Source organism: Kitasatospora sp. NPDC089509, assembly GCF_044749365.1.
Taxonomy (GTDB): domain Bacteria; phylum Actinomycetota; class Actinomycetes; order Streptomycetales; family Streptomycetaceae; genus Kitasatospora.
This window is the reverse complement of the sequence record NZ_JBIVHS010000018.1, coordinates 151,618-168,429: the sequence shown is the minus strand read 5'-3', so window position 1 is coordinate 168,429 and position 16,812 is coordinate 151,618. Positions and strand designations below refer to the sequence as shown.

Sequence of the window (16,812 nt, the reverse complement as noted above, 5' to 3'; positions counted from 1 at the left end):
CGCGTCGACCGGCGGTCCGGCCGCGCGCGTTGACCGGCCGTCTACCGCGCTGCGGCAACGTTCCTCCCGTCCGGCCCCGGACCGCAGCCCCCGCGGCCCGGGGCCGTCCCCGGACGATCCGGGGCCCGAGAGGAGAAGCGCACCCCATGACCACGCTCATCAGCACCGGCCGGGGGCCGGACGCCCCCGGCACCACCCGCGGTCCGGCCACCGGCGTCGACCTCCGCACCGAGATGCTGATCTCCGCCAACTTCCGGCGGGTCCACGCCGGCGCCCGACCGCTGCACCCGGACGCCCGACTGGACCGGGCCGCCCAGCGGCACGCCGCCGACCTCGCCGTCCACGACCTCCTCCAGCAGGACGGCACCGACGGCAGCAGCCCCTGGCGCCGGGTCCGCGCGGCCGGCTTCGCCTTCCGCTTCGCCGCCGAACTCGTCGCCCCGGCCGACAGCGTGCCGCAGGCCATGCAGCAGTGGATGCACAGCGACGCGCACCGCGCCGTCCTGCTCGACGGACGCTTCACCCACCTCGGCCTCGGCTACGCGCCCGCCGGCGGCGGCGCCCCGGGACGCTGCGTGCTGACCCTCGGCCAGGTCTGACCCGGCGGCCCCCGCACTCCCGGTCGGCGGCTCGGCACGGAGCCGCCGACCGGGCCTATCCTCACAACCGTGCCCCTGATCAGCCTGCACGACCGCGCCGCACTCGCCGAACGGTTCCGCACCGACCCGGCCCTGCACCTGTTCGAACTCGGCGACCTCGACGACACCCTGTGGCCCAACACCGCCTGGTACACGGCGGATCCCGACCACGGCCCGGTCGCCCTGCTCTACAGCGGCGGCGACACCCCCGTCCTGCTCGCCTTCGTCCGGGAGGCCGGCCGGGCCGCGCTGGCGGAACTGCTGGACGCGATGCGCCCCTTCCTGCCGCGCCGCTTCACCGCCGGCCTGCCGGACGGCGCCGAGCGGGCCCTCGCCCCCGACTACGCCGTCGAGCGCCGCACCCCGCTGCTGCGGATGATCCTGCCGGACACCGGGCGCCTGCCGGCCGAACTCCCGCACCCGGTCGAGCCCCTGGACCTCTCCGACCTGGACGCCCTGCGGGACCTGCTGGCCGCGGGCTACCCCGAGTCCTGGTTCGACCGGCGGCTGCTCGCGGCCGGCGGCTACGTCGGCGTCCGGGAGGCGGGCCGGCTGGTGGCCGTCGCCGGGGTGCACGTGCACTCCCCCGCCCACCGGGTCGCCGTGCTCGGCAACGTGGTCACCCACCCCGACGCCCGCGGCCGGGGCCTGGCCCGCAGCTGCGTCACCGCGCTGTGCCGCCGGCTCGGCCCGACCACCGACCACCTGGGCCTGCACGTCCGCACCGACAACGCCCCGGCGATCCGGCTCTACGAGCGGCTCGGCTTCAGCACCGTCCTGACGTACAACGAGCTGGTGCTCCGGGCCGTCTGAGGCCGCCCGGGGCCGTCGGAGCACGGCGCCGTACCGCCCCGGTCATGGCGAACAGAATCGCACGGCGGCCATCGACCCAGGTGGGAGGCGGTTCGGGTACGTGTGATCACGACTCGGCATCCCTTGTCACGGAGTCGCGTGGGACTCGTCACGGCCCGGTCAAGACGGCATCAAAAATCTGGCGTCCCGGTTTCCCACTGCGCTATGAACGTCCCTCAGGAGGACCGCCGCCACGGTGGTCCCAGCAGACACACCTGACGGGGGACGTCACTTGAAGACCATCCGCACCAGCCGCAGCACCATGGCCGTGGCCGGGCTGGCCGTGATCGGCGCGCTCACCATGACCGCCTGCAACGACGACGCCGCGTCGTCGGACACCGCGAAGACCCCGCCGGCCACCCAGCCGCCGGCCGTGTCCTCGGCCGCGCCGAGCACCCCGGCCCCCTCCATCACGGCGGCCGCGCCGACCTCCGCGGCCGCCGGCGGGGCGACGGGCGGCACCACCGGCGGGGCCCCGGCCCAGTCCGGTCCGACCGCGGCGCCCGGCAGCACGGTGAAGATCGGCACCGCCGCCACCATCCCGTTCAGCTCGGGCAGCACCAAGGGCACCGTCTCGCTCGCGGTCACCTCGATCGACAAGGGCGACCCGGCCGACCTCACCCCGCTGAAGCTGGGTGACAAGGCCGCGGGCATGGTCCCGTACTACGTCAACTTCAAGGTCACCAACACCGGTAGCACCGACCTGTCCTTCGCCAGCCTGACCCAGGTGAAGGGCCTCCTGCCGGACGGCTCGGAGGCCAGCGAGGTGATGCTGATCGGCACCTTCGACAAGTGCCCGCACCCGTCCTTCCCGAAGGGCTTCACCAACGGCCAGTCGATCACCTCCTGCGTGCTGGCCCTGGCCCCGCAGGCGACCAAGGTGACCGGCGCCGAGTACTGGGGCGAGCCGTACACCCTGGGCAAGGGCGTCAACTGGAAGTGACCCGCGCCGGTCGGCGGGCGGGGCGGCCCGGTGCCGTCCCGCCCGTCCGGCCGCCCCGGTCAGCCCGCTGCGGGCGGGCCGTAGATCTTCAGGAAGGCCTCCACGCCCTCCGCCGCGATCCGCCGGACCTCCTCGTCGGCCACCGGCAGGGCGCCCCAGAAGGAGCGTTCGGCCACGCCGTGGAAGGTCAGCAGGGTGAACTGCTCGGCGGCGAGCTCCGGATCGGCCGCGGCCAGCCGCCCGCTGCCGGTGAGCGCCGCGAAGCGCTCCGCGAGGTCGCGTTGGGAGGCCACCGGACCGGCCTCCAGCCAGGCCTCCAGGACGTCCGCCGGGATGTTGGCCACCTCGGCGCGGATGGCCCGGCCGAGCGCCCCGTGCTCGCCCGCGGAGAGCACCGCCTCGGCCCGCTCGACCGCGAACCCGGCCAGGTCGCGCCGCAGGTCCACCACCCGGTCCAGGTGCTCGGCCATCAACTCACGGATGCGTTCGGTGAGTTCGGCGGAGTTCTGGAGTGCCACCGACAGGAAGAGGGTCTCCTTGTCGGCGAAGTGGTTGTAGACCGTGCGCTTGGACACCCCGGCCTCGGCCGCGATCGCGTCCATGCTGGCCCGGACGTAGCCCTCCCGCCCGAACACCGTGGTCGCGGCCCGGGTGATCGCCTTGCGCTTCTCCGGCCGTCCCGCTCCGCCCGTGGTCGCCACGACCCTCCTCCTTCTCCGTCGGCGGACCCGCCAACCCTCTCAGAAACTGCCCGGTGTAGTGTATGCAGGCCCCGTTCACAAGCGGACTTGCCACCGAACAGGCGTGCTCTATGCTGCGTACGATCTCTACACCTCTGTAGAGCAAATCCGAAAACGTGCCTGCCCCCGAGCAGTAGCGGGAAACCGAGAACGGGAACCGGCCGGCCGAACACCAGCGTCCCGTACTGGCAGCGCCGTCTCCGCTCTCCACAGCAGACCGGCGCAGCGCCGAGGTGGCGCGCCTAGCACGGGAACACCCGGGGGTGAGTGAGTGGCGGGGCAGCGAGGTCGGTCGTCCGACCAGGGTTCACGACGGCGGGCGACGAGCCGGCCCACCGGCCCCGAGCGTCCCTTCTCCGGCGGTCCGGCCCTGCCGGCGGTGGCGGCCGTGGGCCTGCCACTGGTCGGCGCGGTGATCGACGAGCTCTCCGGGCCGGGCATGGGCCTGGCCTTCGCGCTCTGCGCGGCGCTCGGCACCGGCCTGGCGGCCGCGCTCTGCACCCGCCGCGGCTGGTGGTGGGTGGCCGCCGCCTCGCCGCTGGTGGTGCTCGGCGTGACGGCCGTCGTCGAATTCTCGGCGAACACTGAGAAGTACCAGGGCAGCAAACTGGCGACGGGCTCCGCGAAGTGGGTCGTCCAGGGCTTCCCGGTGATGGCGCAGGCCGCCGCGGCGGCCCTGCTGGTGATCGTGATCCGGGTGATCCGGGACCGGAGGAGGCAGCAGCATGGCTGACGAGCGTGAGCGGCAGGAGGGCGGCCGGGCCGCCGCCCGCAAGGCCGCCGAGGCCCCGGCGGGCCGCCGCAACTCCCCACTGCTGATCGCCGGCCGGGTGGTCGCCACCACGGTCGGCTTCGCGGTCTTCGCGGCCAGCGGGGTGGTCTGGTACGAGTACACCTCGCTCACCGACGGGATGACCACGTCCAACGCGATCGAGCAGACCAAGAAGGACGCCCCCAAGCACCTGGACAACTCGGTCAACCTGCTGCTGATCGGCCTGGACAGCCGCAAGAACATGGACGGTTCCGACCTGCCCCCGGAGTTCGTCCAGGACGAACTGCACGCCGGCCACAGCTCGGACATCGGCGGCTACAACACCAACTCCCTGATCCTGCTGCACATACCGGCCAACGGCGGCAAGGTGCAGGCGATCTCCATCCCCCGCGACGACTACGTCATGACCTACAACGGGGACGGCTCCCAGCAGGGCATGCACAAGATCAAGGAGGCGTACGGCAACGCCAAGGACGCCTTCGACCGCAGCTCCAAGGCCAAGGGGCTGAAGGGCGCCGACCTGGAGAAGGCCGGCCGCGACGCGGGCCGCGCGGCCACCATCCGCACCGTCCAGACCTTCGTGAACCAGCCGGTCGACCACGTCGCCGAGGTCAACCTGATGGGCTTCTACGACATCGCCAAGGCCGTCGAGCCGATCCAGGTCTGCCTGACCCACGACACCAAGGACCCGGCCATGGAGGGCCAGGGCTCCGGCGCCGACTTCAAGAAGGGCATCAACACCCTCAACGCCTCCCAGGCGCTCGCCTTCGTCCGCCAGCGCCACAACCTGGACGACGGCAAGGGCAACACCGGCGACTTCGCCCGCACCCACCGCCAGCAGGCCTTCATCTCCTCCGTCGTGCACAAGCTCAAGCAGGACGGGATCATCAGCGACCTGGGCAAACTCAAGGACCTGTTCGGGGTCGTCCAGAAGGACCTGGTGATCGACAACGAGTGGAACGTGCTGGACTTCGCCCAGCAGGCCCCGGCGCTCACCGGCGGCAACGTGGAGTTCAACACCCTGACCTTCGACGGCTTCGGCACCCGCAACGGCCAGGACGTCAACCTGGTCACCCCGTCGAAGATCCAGAAGGTGGTCAAGCAGGTCTTCGGCTACGCCGACGCCGCCGCCCCCGCCCCGGGCGACGGCGCCACCGACACCCCGACCACCGAGGCCCCCGCGCCGACGCCGAGCGCCACCACCCCGGCCAAGGCGGCCTCCCCGGCCACCGTAGAGGTGTTCAACGGCTCCTCGGCCGCCGGGGTCTCCTCCGCCAACGAGGCCAAGGCCCTGGTCGCGATGGGCTTCAAGGAGGGCGCCACCGGGCCGGCGCGCACCAAGCAGAAGGCCACCACGGTGACCTACGGCAAGGGCGGCAAGGACGCCGCCGACCAGGTCGCGGCCCGCTACGGCGTCACCGCCACCGAGTCCGCCGCGGTCGCCGCGGACCACGTGGTGGTCACCCTCGGCTCCTCCTTCACCGGCGTCGCGGGCGACAAGCCCGCCGCCCCCGGCCCCGCCCCGAGCGGCGACCCGGCCGCCAACCTGCCGATGCAGGGACCGGGCGTGGACGCGGAGTCGGACGGCGGCATCCCCTGCGTCTTCTGATGCGCGTCCTCTGACGAGACCCGCACCACACTAGAGGGAGGTCCCCATCGGGGGCCTCCCTCAAGTCTTTCCCAAACTTCCGTCCGCGGCCGACCCGCGTCGACCCCTGGCAAGTTTCTCCGTACTATGTATAGTGTACTTCGTACGGAATAACTGTCCGCAGTGCGCCCCAGCATGTCCGCAGCCGTGTCCGCCGTGCCGAGAGGACCCCTCCATGCAGATCACCAGCACCGCCGTCGCCCTGACCGTCGAGTCCACCGAGGCCTCCGCCGCCTTCCTCCAGCGGCACTTCGGCTACACCGAGCGGATGTCCGCCGACGGCTTCGTCTCGCTCGGCCACCCCGGCGGCGGGGTCGACGTCGTCTACCTGCGGCGCGGACTGGAGGTGCTGCCCGAGGGGCAGCGGGACCGCGTCGCGGACGGGGTGATCCTGGCCTTCACCGTCGAGGACGCGGCCGCCGAGCAGGAGCGGCTGCGCGCCGAGGGGGTCGCGATCACCCTGCCGCTGCGCGAGGAGCCGTGGGGCGAGCGGCTGTTCCAGGTCACCGACCCGAACGGGGTCCTGGTCGAGCTGGTCGAGTGGGTGCAGCAGTAGCTCCCGCGGACGCGGAGGCGCCCCCGTCCGATGAGCGGACGGGGGCGCCTCGGCGCGCGGCCGGAACGGTCAGCCCACCGTCCAGGTGTCGTTGCCCGCCAGCAGCGTCGCCAGGTCGCCCGGCCCGCGGTGGGCGGCCGCGGTGGCCAACTGGCTCTCCATCAACTCGTCGTAGACCGGCCGCCGGACGTCGCGCAGCACCCCGATCGGGGTGTGGTGCAGGGTGTCCGCGTCGGCGATCCTGGTCAGCGCGAAGGCCGTGGCCGGGCTGTCCGCGTGGGCGTCGTGGACCAGCAGCCGCGCCTCGTTCTCCGCGGTGACCGGGGCGGTGAACAGCTCGCCGTCCGGGCCGCGGAAGACCCCGCCGGCCGCGTCCGCGCCGAAGCGGATCGGCCTGCCGTGCTCCAGCCGGATCAGCGCCTCGTCCCGGGTGCCGGCGTCCTTGAGCACCTCGAAGGCGCCGTCGTTGAAGATGTTGCAGTTCTGGTAGATCTCCACCAGCGCGGTGCCCTCGTGCTCGGCCGCCGCCCGCAGCACCGACTGGAGGTGCTGGCGGTCCGAGTCGATGGTGCGGGCCACGAAGGAGGCCTCGGCGCCGATCGCCAGCGACAGCGGGTTGAACGGCGCGTCCAGCGAGCCCATCGGAGTGGACTTGGTGATCTTGCCGAGCTCGCTGGTCGGCGAGTACTGGCCCTTGGTGAGGCCGTAGATCCGGTTGTTGAACAGCAGGATCTTCAGATTGACGTTCCGCCGCAGCGCGTGGATCAGGTGGTTGCCGCCGATCGACAGCGCGTCGCCGTCCCCGGTCACCACCCAGACGCTCAGGTCCCGCCGGGAGGAGGCCAGCCCGGTCGCGATGGCCGGCGCCCGCCCGTGGATCGAGTGCACCCCGTAGGTGTTCATGTAGTACGGGAAGCGCGAGGAGCAGCCGATGCCGGAGACGAACACCGTGTTCTCGCGCCGGATGCCGAGCTCCGGCATGAAGGACTGCACCGCCGCCAGGATCGCGTAGTCCCCGCAGCCGGGGCACCAGCGCACCTCCTGGTCGGTCTTGAAGTCCCGGGCGCTCTGCGGCCCTTCGGCCTTCGGCACCAGCTTCAGGGACGGGAAGCCGCGCCCCGCGGAGTCGACGTCGCTCATCGGTGGTCCTCCTCGTCCAGGCTGCCGATCGCCGCCGACAGCACGTCCGCCAACTGCGCCGCCTTGAACGGCAGTCCGCGCACCTGGTTGTAGGACTCCGCGTCCACCAGGTACTTCGCCCGCAGCAGCAGCGCGAGCTGCCCCAGGTTCATCTCCGGCACGATGACCTTCTCGTAACTGCGCAGCACCGCGCCCAGGTTGGCCGGGAACGGGTTGAGGTTGCGCAGGTGCGCCTGGGCGACCTCGCCGCCGTCCGCGCGCACCCGGCGCACCGCCGCGGTGATCGGGCCGTAGGTCGAGCCCCAGCCGAGCACCAGCACCCGGGCGTCGCCGGTCGGGTCGTCCACCTCGACCGGCCGGACCGTGATGCCGTCCACCTTCGCCTGCCGGGTGCGCACCATCAGGTCGTGGTTGGCCGGGTCGTAGGAGATGTTCCCGGTGCCGTCCTGCTTCTCGATGCCGCCGATCCGGTGCTCCAGGCCCGCCGTGCCGGGCACCGCCCAGGGCCGGGCCAGGGTGTGCGGGTCCCGCAGGTACGGCCAGAAGGCGCCGTCCTCGCGGTTCGGGCCGGTCGCGAACTTCGGGTCGATCAGCGGCAGTTCACCGACCTCCGGGATCCGCCAGGGCTCCGAGCCGTTCGCCAGGTAGCCGTCCGAGAGCAGGAACACCGGGGTGCGGTAGGTGACCGCGATCCGGGCCGCCTCCAGCGCGGCGTCGAAGCACTCGGCGGGCGTGGCCGGGGCCACGATCGGCACCGGGGCCTCGCCGTTGCGGCCGAACATCGCCTGCAGCAGGTCCGCCTGCTCGGTCTTGGTCGGCAGGCCGGTGGACGGTCCGCCGCGCTGGATGTCCACCACCAGCAGCGGCAGTTCGAGCGAGACCGCCAGGCCGATCGTCTCCGACTTCAGCGCCACGCCCGGACCGGAGGTGGTGGTCACCCCCAGCGCCCCGCCGAAGGCCGCGCCGAGCGCCGCGCCGATGCCGGCGATCTCGTCCTCGGCCTGGAAGGTGCGCACCCCGAAGTTCTTGTGCCGGGACAGCTCGTGCAGGATGTCCGAGGCCGGGGTGATCGGGTACGAGCCCAGGTACAGCGGCAGTCCGGAGCGCTCGGCGGCGGCGATCAGCCCGTAGGACAGCGCCAGGTTGCCGGAGATGTTGCGGTAGCGGCCGGGCGGCAGCGCGGCCGGCGCCACCTCGTAGGAGACCGCGAAGGTCTCGGTGGTCTCGCCGAAGTTCCAGCCCGCCCGGAAGGCGCTGATGTTCGCCTCGGCGATCTGCGGCTTCTTGGCGAACTTGCTCCGCAGGAAGGTCTCGGTGCCCTGGGTCGGCCGGTGGTACATCCAGGACAGCAGCCCCAGCGCGAACATGTTCTTCGCCCGCTCGGCGTCCTTGCGGGCCAGCCCGCTCTCCTTGAGCGCCTCCAGGGTGAGCGTGGTCAGCGGCACCCGGTGCAGGTGGAAGCCGTCCAGCGAGCCGTCACCCAGCGGGTCCGCCGGGTAACCGACCTTGGCCAGCGCCCGCTTGGTGAACTCGTCGGTGTTGACGATGATCTCCGCGCCGCGCGGCAGGTCCGGCAGGTTCGCCTTCAGGGCGGCCGGGTTCATCGCCACCAGCACGTTCGGGGCGTCGCCCGGGGTGAGGATGTCGTGGTCGGCGAAGTGCAGTTGGAAGGACGACACCCCGGGCAGCGTGCCGGCGGGGGCCCGGATCTCGGCCGGGAAGTTCGGCAGGGTGGAGAGGTCGTTGCCGAACGCGGCCGTCTCCGAGGTGAACCGGTCACCGGTGAGCTGCATGCCGTCACCGGAGTCGCCCGCGAAGCGGATGATCACCCGGTCGAGTCTGCGAACGGGCTTGTCCCGCCGCTCCGGTGGGCCGCCCGGGGCGAGCGGACCGGCGGGGTCGGCCGCTCCGGGGCGTCCCGCACCGCTGCCGGTACGACCCTCGTCGTCGCCCGACCCGTCCACTGCCTCTGACTGATCGACCTGACTGGTCACTGCCGCGGACCTCCTCGTGGGCACACCACCGCGGGCGCGGCCCCGTGCCCCGTCCGCCTGGTGCACCGGTGGCATCCTATGCGCGCGAACTCGGGCCCGCCGGGAACTCCGACGGGAACCACGGCCGGAATTTCACCCGCCCCACGCGGGTACCCCGCACCATCACAACGCGCCCGCGCCGGAGATCATTCCGCCCCTCGCGGCGGTGGGACGGCAGTCAGGAGTTGAGGTAGGTGAGCACCGCGAGCACCCTGCGGTGGTCCTCCGGGCTCTGGGCCAGCCCGAGCTTGAGGAAGATGTTGCTGACGTGCTTCTCCACCGCGCCGTCGGAGACCACCAGCTGCTTGGCCACCGCCGCGTTGGTGCGCCCCTCCGCCATCAGCCCGAGCACCTCGCGCTCGCGCGGCGTGAGATTGGCCAGAACGTCGCCCTTGCGGCTGCGGCTGAGCAACTGCTGCACCACCTCCGGGTCCAGCGCGGTGCCGCCCTCGGCGACCCGCACCACCGCGTCGGCGAACTCGCGCACCTCGGCGACCCGGTCCTTCAACAGGTAGCCGACACCCCGGGTGGAGCCGGCCAGCAGCTCGGAGGCGTACCGCTCCTCGACGAACTGCGACAGCACCAGCACGCCCAGCTGCGGGTAGCGGGCGCGCAGCTCCACGCAGGCCCGCAGGCCCTCGTCGGTGTGGCTCGGGGGCATCCGCACGTCCGAGACCACCACGTCCGGCAGGGCGTCGGCGGCCGCCAGGTCGTGGATCGTCTTCACCAGGGCGTCGCCGTCCCCGACGCCCGCCACGACCTCCAGGCCGCGGTCGGTGAGCAGCCGGGTCAGACCCTCCCGCAGCAGTACGGAGTCCTCGGCGATGACGACGCGGCGCATGGCGACCTTCCGGGCAGGCGTGAGCTGACGGGAGTCAGTCTCCCCCATCCCGGCCGGGCGCCGCGGGCCGAACCCGGGATCACCGCCGGACGGTGGCCGACCGGTTCCGCGCCGCCCCCGGGCGGTGCGGGTCGCGGCCCGCACCGCCCGGCGGACGCGGTCACATGGTGCGGATCGCCACCGCGTCGCACAGCCCGTCCAGGGCCGCCTTCGCCGCGCAGTCCGGCAGCGGGGCCAGCAGCGCCCGGGCCTCCTCGGCGTGCCGCAGGGTCTCCCGGCGGGCCCGCTCCAGGGCGGGGTGGGCGCGCAGCAGGCGCAGCGCCTCGGCGTGCAGGTCGTCGTCCGAGAGGTCCTGGGCGAGCAGTTCGCGCAGCCGGACGTCGTCCGGGTCGGACGGGTCGACCGGGGTCTGCTCCACCAGCAGGGTCGGCAGGGTCGGCACGCCCTCGCGCAGGTCGGTGCCGGGGGTCTTGCCGGACTCGTGGCCGTCGCTGGCCACGTCCAGCACGTCGTCGGCCAGCTGGAAGGCGATGCCGATCCGCTCGCCGAACTCGCCCAGGGTGTCCACCACCCACGGCTCGGCGCCGGCCACCAGCGCTCCTATCCGGCAGGAGACCGCGATCAGCGAGCCGGTCTTGCCCTCCAGCACGTCCAGGTAGTGCAGCAGCGGGTCGCCCTCCGGGCCCGGGCCGCGGGTCTCCAGGATCTGGCCGGTGACCAGCCGCTCGAAGGCCTCGGCCTGCATCCGCACCGCCTCCGGGCCGAGGTCGGCCAGCACCTGGGAGGCGCGGGAGAACAGGAAGTCGCCGGTGAGGATGGCCACCGAGTTGTCCCAGCGGGAGTTGGCGCTCTCCGCGCCGCGGCGCACCGGGGCCTCGTCCATCACGTCGTCGTGGTACAGCGTGGCCAGGTGGGTCAGCTCCACCACCACCGCGGCCGGCACCACCCCGGGCGCCCCCGGGTCGCCGAACTGGGCGGCCAGCAGCAGGAGCAGCGGACGGAAGCGCTTGCCGCCGGCCTCGATCAGGTGGCTGGCGGTGACGGTGATGAACGGGACGTCGCTCTTGACGGCCTCGGAGAGCGCCGCCTCCACCGCGTCCAGTCCGACCTGGACGTCCCGGGTCAGGTCGCGGTCCTGCACGGCGAGCCCGAAGGGTCCCACGACGGTCACGAAGACCACTCCTCTGTCCCTGGTCGATCTAGCGGCCTGGTCCCTGAGTGCCGCCGCTGGCCATACAGGCAGGGTATCCGGTCGGGAGTGGATCACTGCACGGGCGTGCGGATCCCGTCATGCCCGAGCCGGAAGCCCTGGTCAGCACGGGTTCGCGGGCGAAGCGGCGGTGGGGGCGAATTCATCCTGGAATAAAGGCCGGAGACCGGTCCGGCGGATCCGGACCGGCCTGCGGCGAATCGGCCCGGGCCGATTCAGTACGCGAACAGCGAGGCCTTGGACGCGAGGTCCAGGAAGTACTGCGGCAGCAGGCCCAGGCCCAGCGTGACCAGCACCCCGACGCCGATCGCGGTCGCCGTGAAGGCGCTCGGGATCACCACCGTCGGCCCGCCCGGCTTCGGGTCGGAGAAGAACATCAGCACGATCACCCGGATGTAGAAGAACGCGGCCACCGCCGAACTCAGCACACCGACGATCACCAGCGGGGTCGCCCCGCCGGCCGCCGCCGCCTGGAACACCGCGAACTTCCCGGTGAACCCGGAGGTCAGCGGGATCCCGGCGAAGGCCAGCAGGAACAGCGCGAACACCGCCGCCACCAGCGGCGAGCGCCGCCCCAGCCCGGCCCAGCTGGACAGGTGGGTCGCCTCGCCCTTGGAGTCCCGCACCAGGGTGACCACGGCGAAGGCGCCGAGCGTCACGAAGGAGTACGCCGCCAGGTAGAACAGCACCGAGGACAGGCCCTGCTTGTTGACCGCGATCACCCCGGTCAGGATGAACCCGGCGTGCGCGATCGAGGAGTACGCCAGCAGCCGCTTGACGTCCTGCTGGGTCACCGCCAGCACCGCGCCGACCACCATGGTCAGGATCGCCACGCCCCACAGCACCGGCCGCCAGTCCAGCCGCAGGCCCGGGAAGGCCACGTAGAACAGCCGCAGGAACGCCCCGAACGCGGCGACCTTGGTGGCCGCCGCCATGAAGCCGGTCACCGGCGTCGGCGCGCCCTGGTAGACGTCCGGGGTCCAGGAGTGGAACGGCACCGCGCCGACCTTGAACAGCAGGCCCACCGCCAGCATCGCCAGACCGGTCAGCAGCAGCGCGTCGGTCCGGGTGCTGGACAGCTGCGCCGGGGTGGTCATCGCCTTGCCGGCGATGACGTCCGCGATGTCGCCGAGCTTCACGCTGCCCGCGTAGCCGTACAGCAGCGCCGTGCCGAACAGGAAGAACGCCGAGGCGAACGCGCCCAGCAGGAAGTACTTGACCGCCGCCTCCTGGGAGAGCAGCCGGCGGCGCCGGGCCAGCGCGCAGAGCAGGTACAGCGGGAGCGAGAAGACCTCCAGCGCCACGAACATGGTCAGCAGGTCGTTGGCGGCCGGGAAGAGGAGCATCCCGCCGACCGCGAACAGGGTCAGCGGGAACACCTCGGTGGTGGTGAAGCCGGCCCGGACCGCGGCCCGCTCCTGCTCCCCGCCGGGGGTGGCGGACGCCTGGGCGGCGAAGGCGTCGGCGGGCACCCCGCCGGCCTTGGGCTCCAGCCTCCGCTCGGCGTAGGTGAGCACCGCGACCACGGCGACCAGCAGGATCACGCCCTGGAGGAACAGCGCCGGGCCGTCCAGCGCCACCGACTCCATCGCCAGCAGGTCGATCCGGGGCGCGCCGTGGCCCTGCGCGGCCAGCACCACCACCGCGACGAAGGCGCCGACCAGGGCGACCAGCGAGAGCGAGACCTGGGTCCAGTGCCGCAGCCGGCGCGGGACGAACGCCTCGACCAGGATGCCGGCCACGGCGGCGGCGAACACCACCAGCATCGGGGAGAGTTGGCCGTACTCGATGTGCGGGGCCGGGATGCCCGACGTGTTGCCGCCGGCGGCGGCGAGCACTGCGCTGGCACTCACTTCTGCTCACCTCCTGAGGTGGCGGCGACCGGGTGGGCCGGCGCCGGGTCGGTCCGGTGGACCTGCGACAGCGTCGCGTCCACCGAGGGGTTGACCAGGTCGGTGAGCGGCCTGGGGTAGACGCCGAGCAGGATCGTCAGCGCCACCAGCGGTGCCACCACGGCGAGTTCGCGGACCTTGAGGTCGGGCATCGACCGGACCCCGTCCTTCACCGGGCCGGTCATGGTGCGCTGGTACAGCAGCAGGGCGTACAGCGCGGCCAGCACGATGCCGAAGGTGGCGACGATCCCGATCGCCGGGTAGCGGGTGAAGGTGCCCACCAGCACCAGGAACTCGCTGACGAAGGGTGCCAGTCCGGGCAGCGACAGGGTCGCCAGGCTGCCGATCAGGAAGGTCCCGGCGAGCACCGGGGCGACCTTCTGCACACCGCCGTAGTCGGCGATCAGCCGGGAGCCGCGGCGGGAGATCAGGAAGCCGGCCACCAGCATCCACGCGGCGGTGGAGAGGCCGTGGTTGACCATGTAGAGGGTCGCGCCGCTCTGCCCCTGGCTGGTCAGGGCGAAGATGCCCATGATGATGAAGCCGAAGTGCGAGATCGAGGCGTAGGCGACCAGCCGCTTGATGTCCTTCTGGCCGACCGCCAGCAGCGCGCCGTAGACGATCCCGATCAGCGACAGCACCAGGATCGCCGGGGCGAAGGTCTTCGAGGCGTCCGGGAACAGCCCGAGGCAGAAGCGCAGCATCGCGAAGGTGCCGACCTTGTCCACCACGGCGGTGATCAGCACGGCGGTGCCGGCCGTCGCCTCGCCCATCGCGTTCGGCAGCCAGGTGTGCAGCGGCCACAGCGGGGCCTTCACCGCGAAGGCGAAGAAGAAGCCCAGGAACAGCGCGTCCTGGGCGGTGCCGGACAGCTTCAGACTGCCGTCGGCGATCGCGTTGGTCAGCGTCGGCAGGTCGAAGGTGCCCAGGCCCTGCTCCTGGCCGATCACGTACAACCCGATCACGGCGGCCAGCATCACCAGGCCGCCGAGCAGGTTGTACAGCAGGAACTTGACGGCCGCGTAGGAGCGCTGGCGCGCCGACTCCGGGCCGCCCGCCCGGTCCCCGAAGCCGCCGATCAGGAAGTACATCGGGATCAGCATGGCTTCGAAGAACACGTAGAACAGGAAGACGTCGGTGGCGTAGAAGGAGACCACCACCATCGCCTCGACCGCCAGGATCAGGGCGAAGAAGGCCTGGGTGCGGCGGCGCCCCTCGAAGGTGTCGGGGTCGGCACCGCCGGCCGGCGCGGCCGGGGCCACGGCGGGGGCCGGGTCGGCGTCGTGCCAGGAGGCCAGCATCACCACCGGCACCAGGACCGCCGTCAGCAGCGCGAGCACCGCGCCGATGCCGTCCACGCCCAGCGAGAAGCTGATGCCGAAGGAGCGGATCCAGCTGTACGACTCGGTCAGCTGGTAGCGGGCGCCGTGCGGGTCGAAGCGCACCGCCACCAGGGCGGTCAGCGCCAGGGTGACGGCCGAGACGGCCAGCGCCACGGTCTTGGTGGTGCGGCGCCGGGCCTCGCTCGTCCCGGCGGGCAGGGCGGCGGTCAGCACCGCGCCGGCCGCCGGGACGGCGCAGGTGGCGGTCAACAGCACACTCATGACCTGACCCCCCTTGCGGAATCTGCGCGAGTCATCAGACGGACCTCATCAGGAGAGTCGAGGCGACCAGCACCAGCGTGCCGCCGAACATGGAGAGCGCGTACGTGCGGACGAAGCCGTTCTGGACCCGCCGCAGCCGGCCCGACAGTCCCCCGATGAGGGCGGCCAGGCCGTTGACGAAGCCGTCCAGGCCGCGGCTGTCGAAGTAGACCAGGGTCGCGGTGAGCGCCGAGCCCGGCCGCACCAGCACGGCGTGGTTGAAGTCGTCCTGCAGCAGGTCGCGGCGGGCCGCCCGGGTCAGCGGGGAGCCGACCGGCGGCACCACCGGCACCGGCGAGCGCCCGTACATCGCGTACGACAGGCCGACCCCGACCAGCATGCAGACCGTGGTCAGCGCGGTGACGGTCCACGAACCGAGCGGGGAGTTGCCCTCGCTGTGCCCGGTGACCGGCTCCAGCCAGTGCAGGAAGGAGGAGTTGAAGGCGAACAGCCCGCCCGCGAACACCGAGCCGAAGGACAGCAGGACCATCGGGACGGTCATCGTCTTCGGCGACTCGTGCGGGTGCGGCAGGTTGCCCGCCGCATCCGCCTGCCAGCGCTTCTCGCCGAAGAAGGTCAGCAGCATCACCCGGGTCATGTAGAACGCGGTGACCGCCGCGCCGACCAGCGCGCACAGGCCGAGGATCCAGCCCTCGGTGCCGCCCTTGGCGAACGCCGCCTCGATGATCTTGTCCTTGGAGAAGAAGCCCGACAGGCCCGGGAAGCCGATGATCGCCAGGTAGCCGAGGCCGAAGGTGACGAAGGTGACCGGCATGTACTTCCGCAGGCCGCCGTAGTGACGCATGTTCACCTCGTCGTCCATGCCGTGCATCACCGACCCGGCACCGAGGAACAGCCCCGCCTTGAAGAAGCCGTGGGTCACCAGGTGCATGATCGCGAAGGCGTAGCCGATCGGCCCCAGCCCGGCCGCCATCACCATGTAGCCGATCTGCGACATGGTCGAGCCGGCCAGCGCCTTCTTGATGTCGTCCTTGGCGCAACCGACGATCGCACCGAACAGCAGCGTCACCGCGCCGACCACCACCACGGCGGTCTGCGCGTCCGGCGCCAGGTCGAAGATCGCCGAGGAGCGGGTGATCAGGTAGACCCCCGCGGTCACCATGGTCGCCGCGTGGATCAGGGCCGAGACCGGGGTCGGGCCCTCCATCGCGTCCCCGAGCCAGGACTGCAGCGGCACCTGCGCCGACTTGCCGCAGGCCGCCAGCAGCAGCATCAGGCCGATCGCGGTCAGCTTGCCCTCGCTGGCCTGCTGCGCCCCGCCGAAGACCGGGGTGAAGGCGAAGGAGCCGAACTCCGCGAACATCAGCATGATCGCGATCGACAGCCCCATGTCGCCGACCCGGTTGACGATGAAGGCCTTCTTCGCCGCCGTCGCCGCGCTCGGCTTGTGCTGCCAGAAGCCGATCAGCAGGTAGGAGGCCAGCCCCACGCCCTCCCAACCGGCGTACAGCAGCAGGTAGTTGTCCGCCACCACGAGCAGCAGCATGGCGGCCAGGAACAGGTTCAGGTACGCGAAGAAGCGGCGCCGGCGCTCGTCGTGCGCCATGTAGCCCACCGAGTACAGGTGGATCAGCGTGCCCACCCCGGTGATCAGCAGCACGAAGGTCATCGACAACTGGTCGAGCCGGAACGAGACATCGGCCTGGAAGCCGTTCACCGGCACCCAGCTGAACAGGTGCTTCGTCACCGCCCGGTGCTCGGCGTCCCGGCCCAGCATGTCCGAGAACAGCGCCAGGCCGAAGCCGAACGAGAGCGCGGCGAGCGCGGTGGCCAGCCAGTGGCCGAACCGGTCCAGGGCCCGGCCGCCCAGCAGCAGCAGTGCGGCACCGGCCAGCGGGGCCGCCACCAGCAGCGGAATGAGAGAGTTCACCGAAGGTCCTCCG

The 16,812-nt window shown here is 72.1% G+C and carries 14 protein-coding genes; 6 read left to right on the top strand and 8 right to left on the bottom strand.

Annotated features, from left to right (window positions below):
* Positions 1–146 precede the first annotated feature (146 nt).
* The 3 genes from ACIP4P_RS30955 to ACIP4P_RS30945 all read left to right on the top strand — a co-directional run bounded on the left by ACIP4P_RS30955 (position 147) and on the right by ACIP4P_RS30945 (position 2,433).
* The gene (locus ACIP4P_RS30955; protein ID WP_400924091.1) at positions 147–599 is read left to right on the top strand and encodes a CAP domain-containing protein; all 453 of its coding nucleotides are present in this window, start codon (positions 147–149) and stop codon (positions 597–599) included.
* 69 nt (positions 600–668) lie between these two features.
* Positions 669–1,451, top strand: a complete 783-nt coding sequence (locus ACIP4P_RS30950) for a GNAT family N-acetyltransferase (RefSeq protein WP_400924089.1) — start codon at positions 669–671, stop codon at positions 1,449–1,451.
* 271 nt (positions 1,452–1,722) lie between these two features.
* Positions 1,723–2,433, top strand: a complete 711-nt coding sequence (locus ACIP4P_RS30945; protein ID WP_400924087.1) for a hypothetical protein — start codon at positions 1,723–1,725, stop codon at positions 2,431–2,433.
* 59 nt (positions 2,434–2,492) lie between these two features.
* On the opposite strand, the gene ACIP4P_RS30940 is transcribed toward ACIP4P_RS30945, so the two are convergent.
* Positions 2,493–3,134 (bottom strand): TetR/AcrR family transcriptional regulator, encoded by a 642-nt coding sequence (locus tag ACIP4P_RS30940; RefSeq protein ID WP_400924085.1) that lies wholly within the window; start codon positions 3,132–3,134, stop codon positions 2,493–2,495.
* Positions 3,135–3,561: 427 nt separating this feature from the next.
* Here ACIP4P_RS30940 and ACIP4P_RS30935 point away from each other — a divergent pair, with 427 nt between their 5' ends.
* From ACIP4P_RS30935 to ACIP4P_RS30925, 3 genes are all read left to right on the top strand, one after another.
* Complete coding sequence (locus tag ACIP4P_RS30935) at positions 3,562–3,906, top strand: DUF6542 domain-containing protein (RefSeq protein ID WP_400924083.1); 345 nt, start codon at positions 3,562–3,564, stop codon at positions 3,904–3,906.
* Positions 3,899–5,554: an LCP family protein gene (locus ACIP4P_RS30930; protein ID WP_400924081.1), complete on the top strand. Its 1,656-nt coding sequence runs from the start codon at positions 3,899–3,901 to the stop codon at positions 5,552–5,554. Before ACIP4P_RS30935 ends, ACIP4P_RS30930 begins: the two co-directional genes overlap by 8 nt.
* Positions 5,555–5,768: 214 nt before the next feature.
* The gene (locus ACIP4P_RS30925) at positions 5,769–6,149 is read left to right on the top strand and encodes a VOC family protein (RefSeq protein WP_400924079.1); all 381 of its coding nucleotides are present in this window, start codon (positions 5,769–5,771) and stop codon (positions 6,147–6,149) included.
* A gap of 69 nt (positions 6,150–6,218) precedes the next feature.
* Here the strand turns inward: ACIP4P_RS30925 and ACIP4P_RS30920 are convergent, their stop codons facing one another.
* From ACIP4P_RS30920 to nuoL, 7 genes are all read right to left on the bottom strand, one after another.
* Positions 6,219–7,289, bottom strand: coding sequence for a 2-oxoacid:ferredoxin oxidoreductase subunit beta (locus tag ACIP4P_RS30920; protein WP_400924077.1), 1,071 nt, complete (start codon positions 7,287–7,289; stop codon positions 6,219–6,221).
* Positions 7,286–9,253 carry a 2-oxoacid:acceptor oxidoreductase subunit alpha gene (locus tag ACIP4P_RS30915; protein WP_400924161.1) on the bottom strand — a complete coding sequence of 656 codons (1,968 nt, stop codon included), beginning with the start codon at positions 9,251–9,253 and terminating at the stop codon, positions 7,286–7,288. The genes ACIP4P_RS30920 and ACIP4P_RS30915 overlap by 4 nt, the downstream gene beginning before the upstream one ends.
* Positions 9,254–9,500: 247 nt before the next feature.
* Positions 9,501–10,163 (bottom strand): response regulator transcription factor, encoded by a 663-nt coding sequence (locus ACIP4P_RS30910; RefSeq protein WP_350516912.1) that lies wholly within the window; start codon positions 10,161–10,163, stop codon positions 9,501–9,503.
* A gap of 160 nt (positions 10,164–10,323) precedes the next feature.
* Positions 10,324–11,334: a polyprenyl synthetase family protein gene (locus ACIP4P_RS30905; RefSeq protein WP_350516913.1), complete on the bottom strand. Its 1,011-nt coding sequence runs from the start codon at positions 11,332–11,334 to the stop codon at positions 10,324–10,326.
* A 254-nt stretch (positions 11,335–11,588) separates the two neighbouring features.
* Positions 11,589–13,226: an NADH-quinone oxidoreductase subunit NuoN gene (gene nuoN, locus ACIP4P_RS30900; protein ID WP_350516914.1), complete on the bottom strand. Its 1,638-nt coding sequence runs from the start codon at positions 13,224–13,226 to the stop codon at positions 11,589–11,591.
* Positions 13,223–14,869, bottom strand: coding sequence for an NADH-quinone oxidoreductase subunit M (locus ACIP4P_RS30895; protein ID WP_400924073.1), 1,647 nt, complete (start codon positions 14,867–14,869; stop codon positions 13,223–13,225). Before ACIP4P_RS30895 ends, nuoN begins: the two co-directional genes overlap by 4 nt.
* Before the next feature lie 34 nt (positions 14,870–14,903).
* Positions 14,904–16,799 carry an NADH-quinone oxidoreductase subunit L gene (nuoL, locus tag ACIP4P_RS30890; protein ID WP_400924071.1) on the bottom strand — a complete coding sequence of 632 codons (1,896 nt, stop codon included), beginning with the start codon at positions 16,797–16,799 and terminating at the stop codon, positions 14,904–14,906.
* Positions 16,800–16,812: the final 13 nt, after the last annotated feature.

What these genes read in the sequence shown, in the direction of transcription:
- ACIP4P_RS30955 (WP_400924091.1), top strand. Translation starts at nt 147, where the DNA reads ATGACCACGCTCATCAGCACCGGCCGGGGGCCGGACGCCCCCGGCACC.
- ACIP4P_RS30930 (WP_400924081.1), top strand. Translation starts at nt 3,899, where the DNA reads ATGGCTGACGAGCGTGAGCGGCAGGAGGGCGGCCGGGCCGCCGCCCGC.
- ACIP4P_RS30925 (WP_400924079.1), top strand. Translation starts at nt 5,769, where the DNA reads ATGCAGATCACCAGCACCGCCGTCGCCCTGACCGTCGAGTCCACCGAG.
- ACIP4P_RS30920 (WP_400924077.1), bottom strand. Translation starts at nt 7,289, where the DNA reads ATGAGCGACGTCGACTCCGCGGGGCGCGGCTTCCCGTCCCTGAAGCTG.
- ACIP4P_RS30910 (WP_350516912.1), bottom strand. Translation starts at nt 10,163, where the DNA reads ATGCGCCGCGTCGTCATCGCCGAGGACTCCGTACTGCTGCGGGAGGGT.
- ACIP4P_RS30895 (WP_400924073.1), bottom strand. Translation starts at nt 14,869, where the DNA reads ATGAGTGTGCTGTTGACCGCCACCTGCGCCGTCCCGGCGGCCGGCGCG.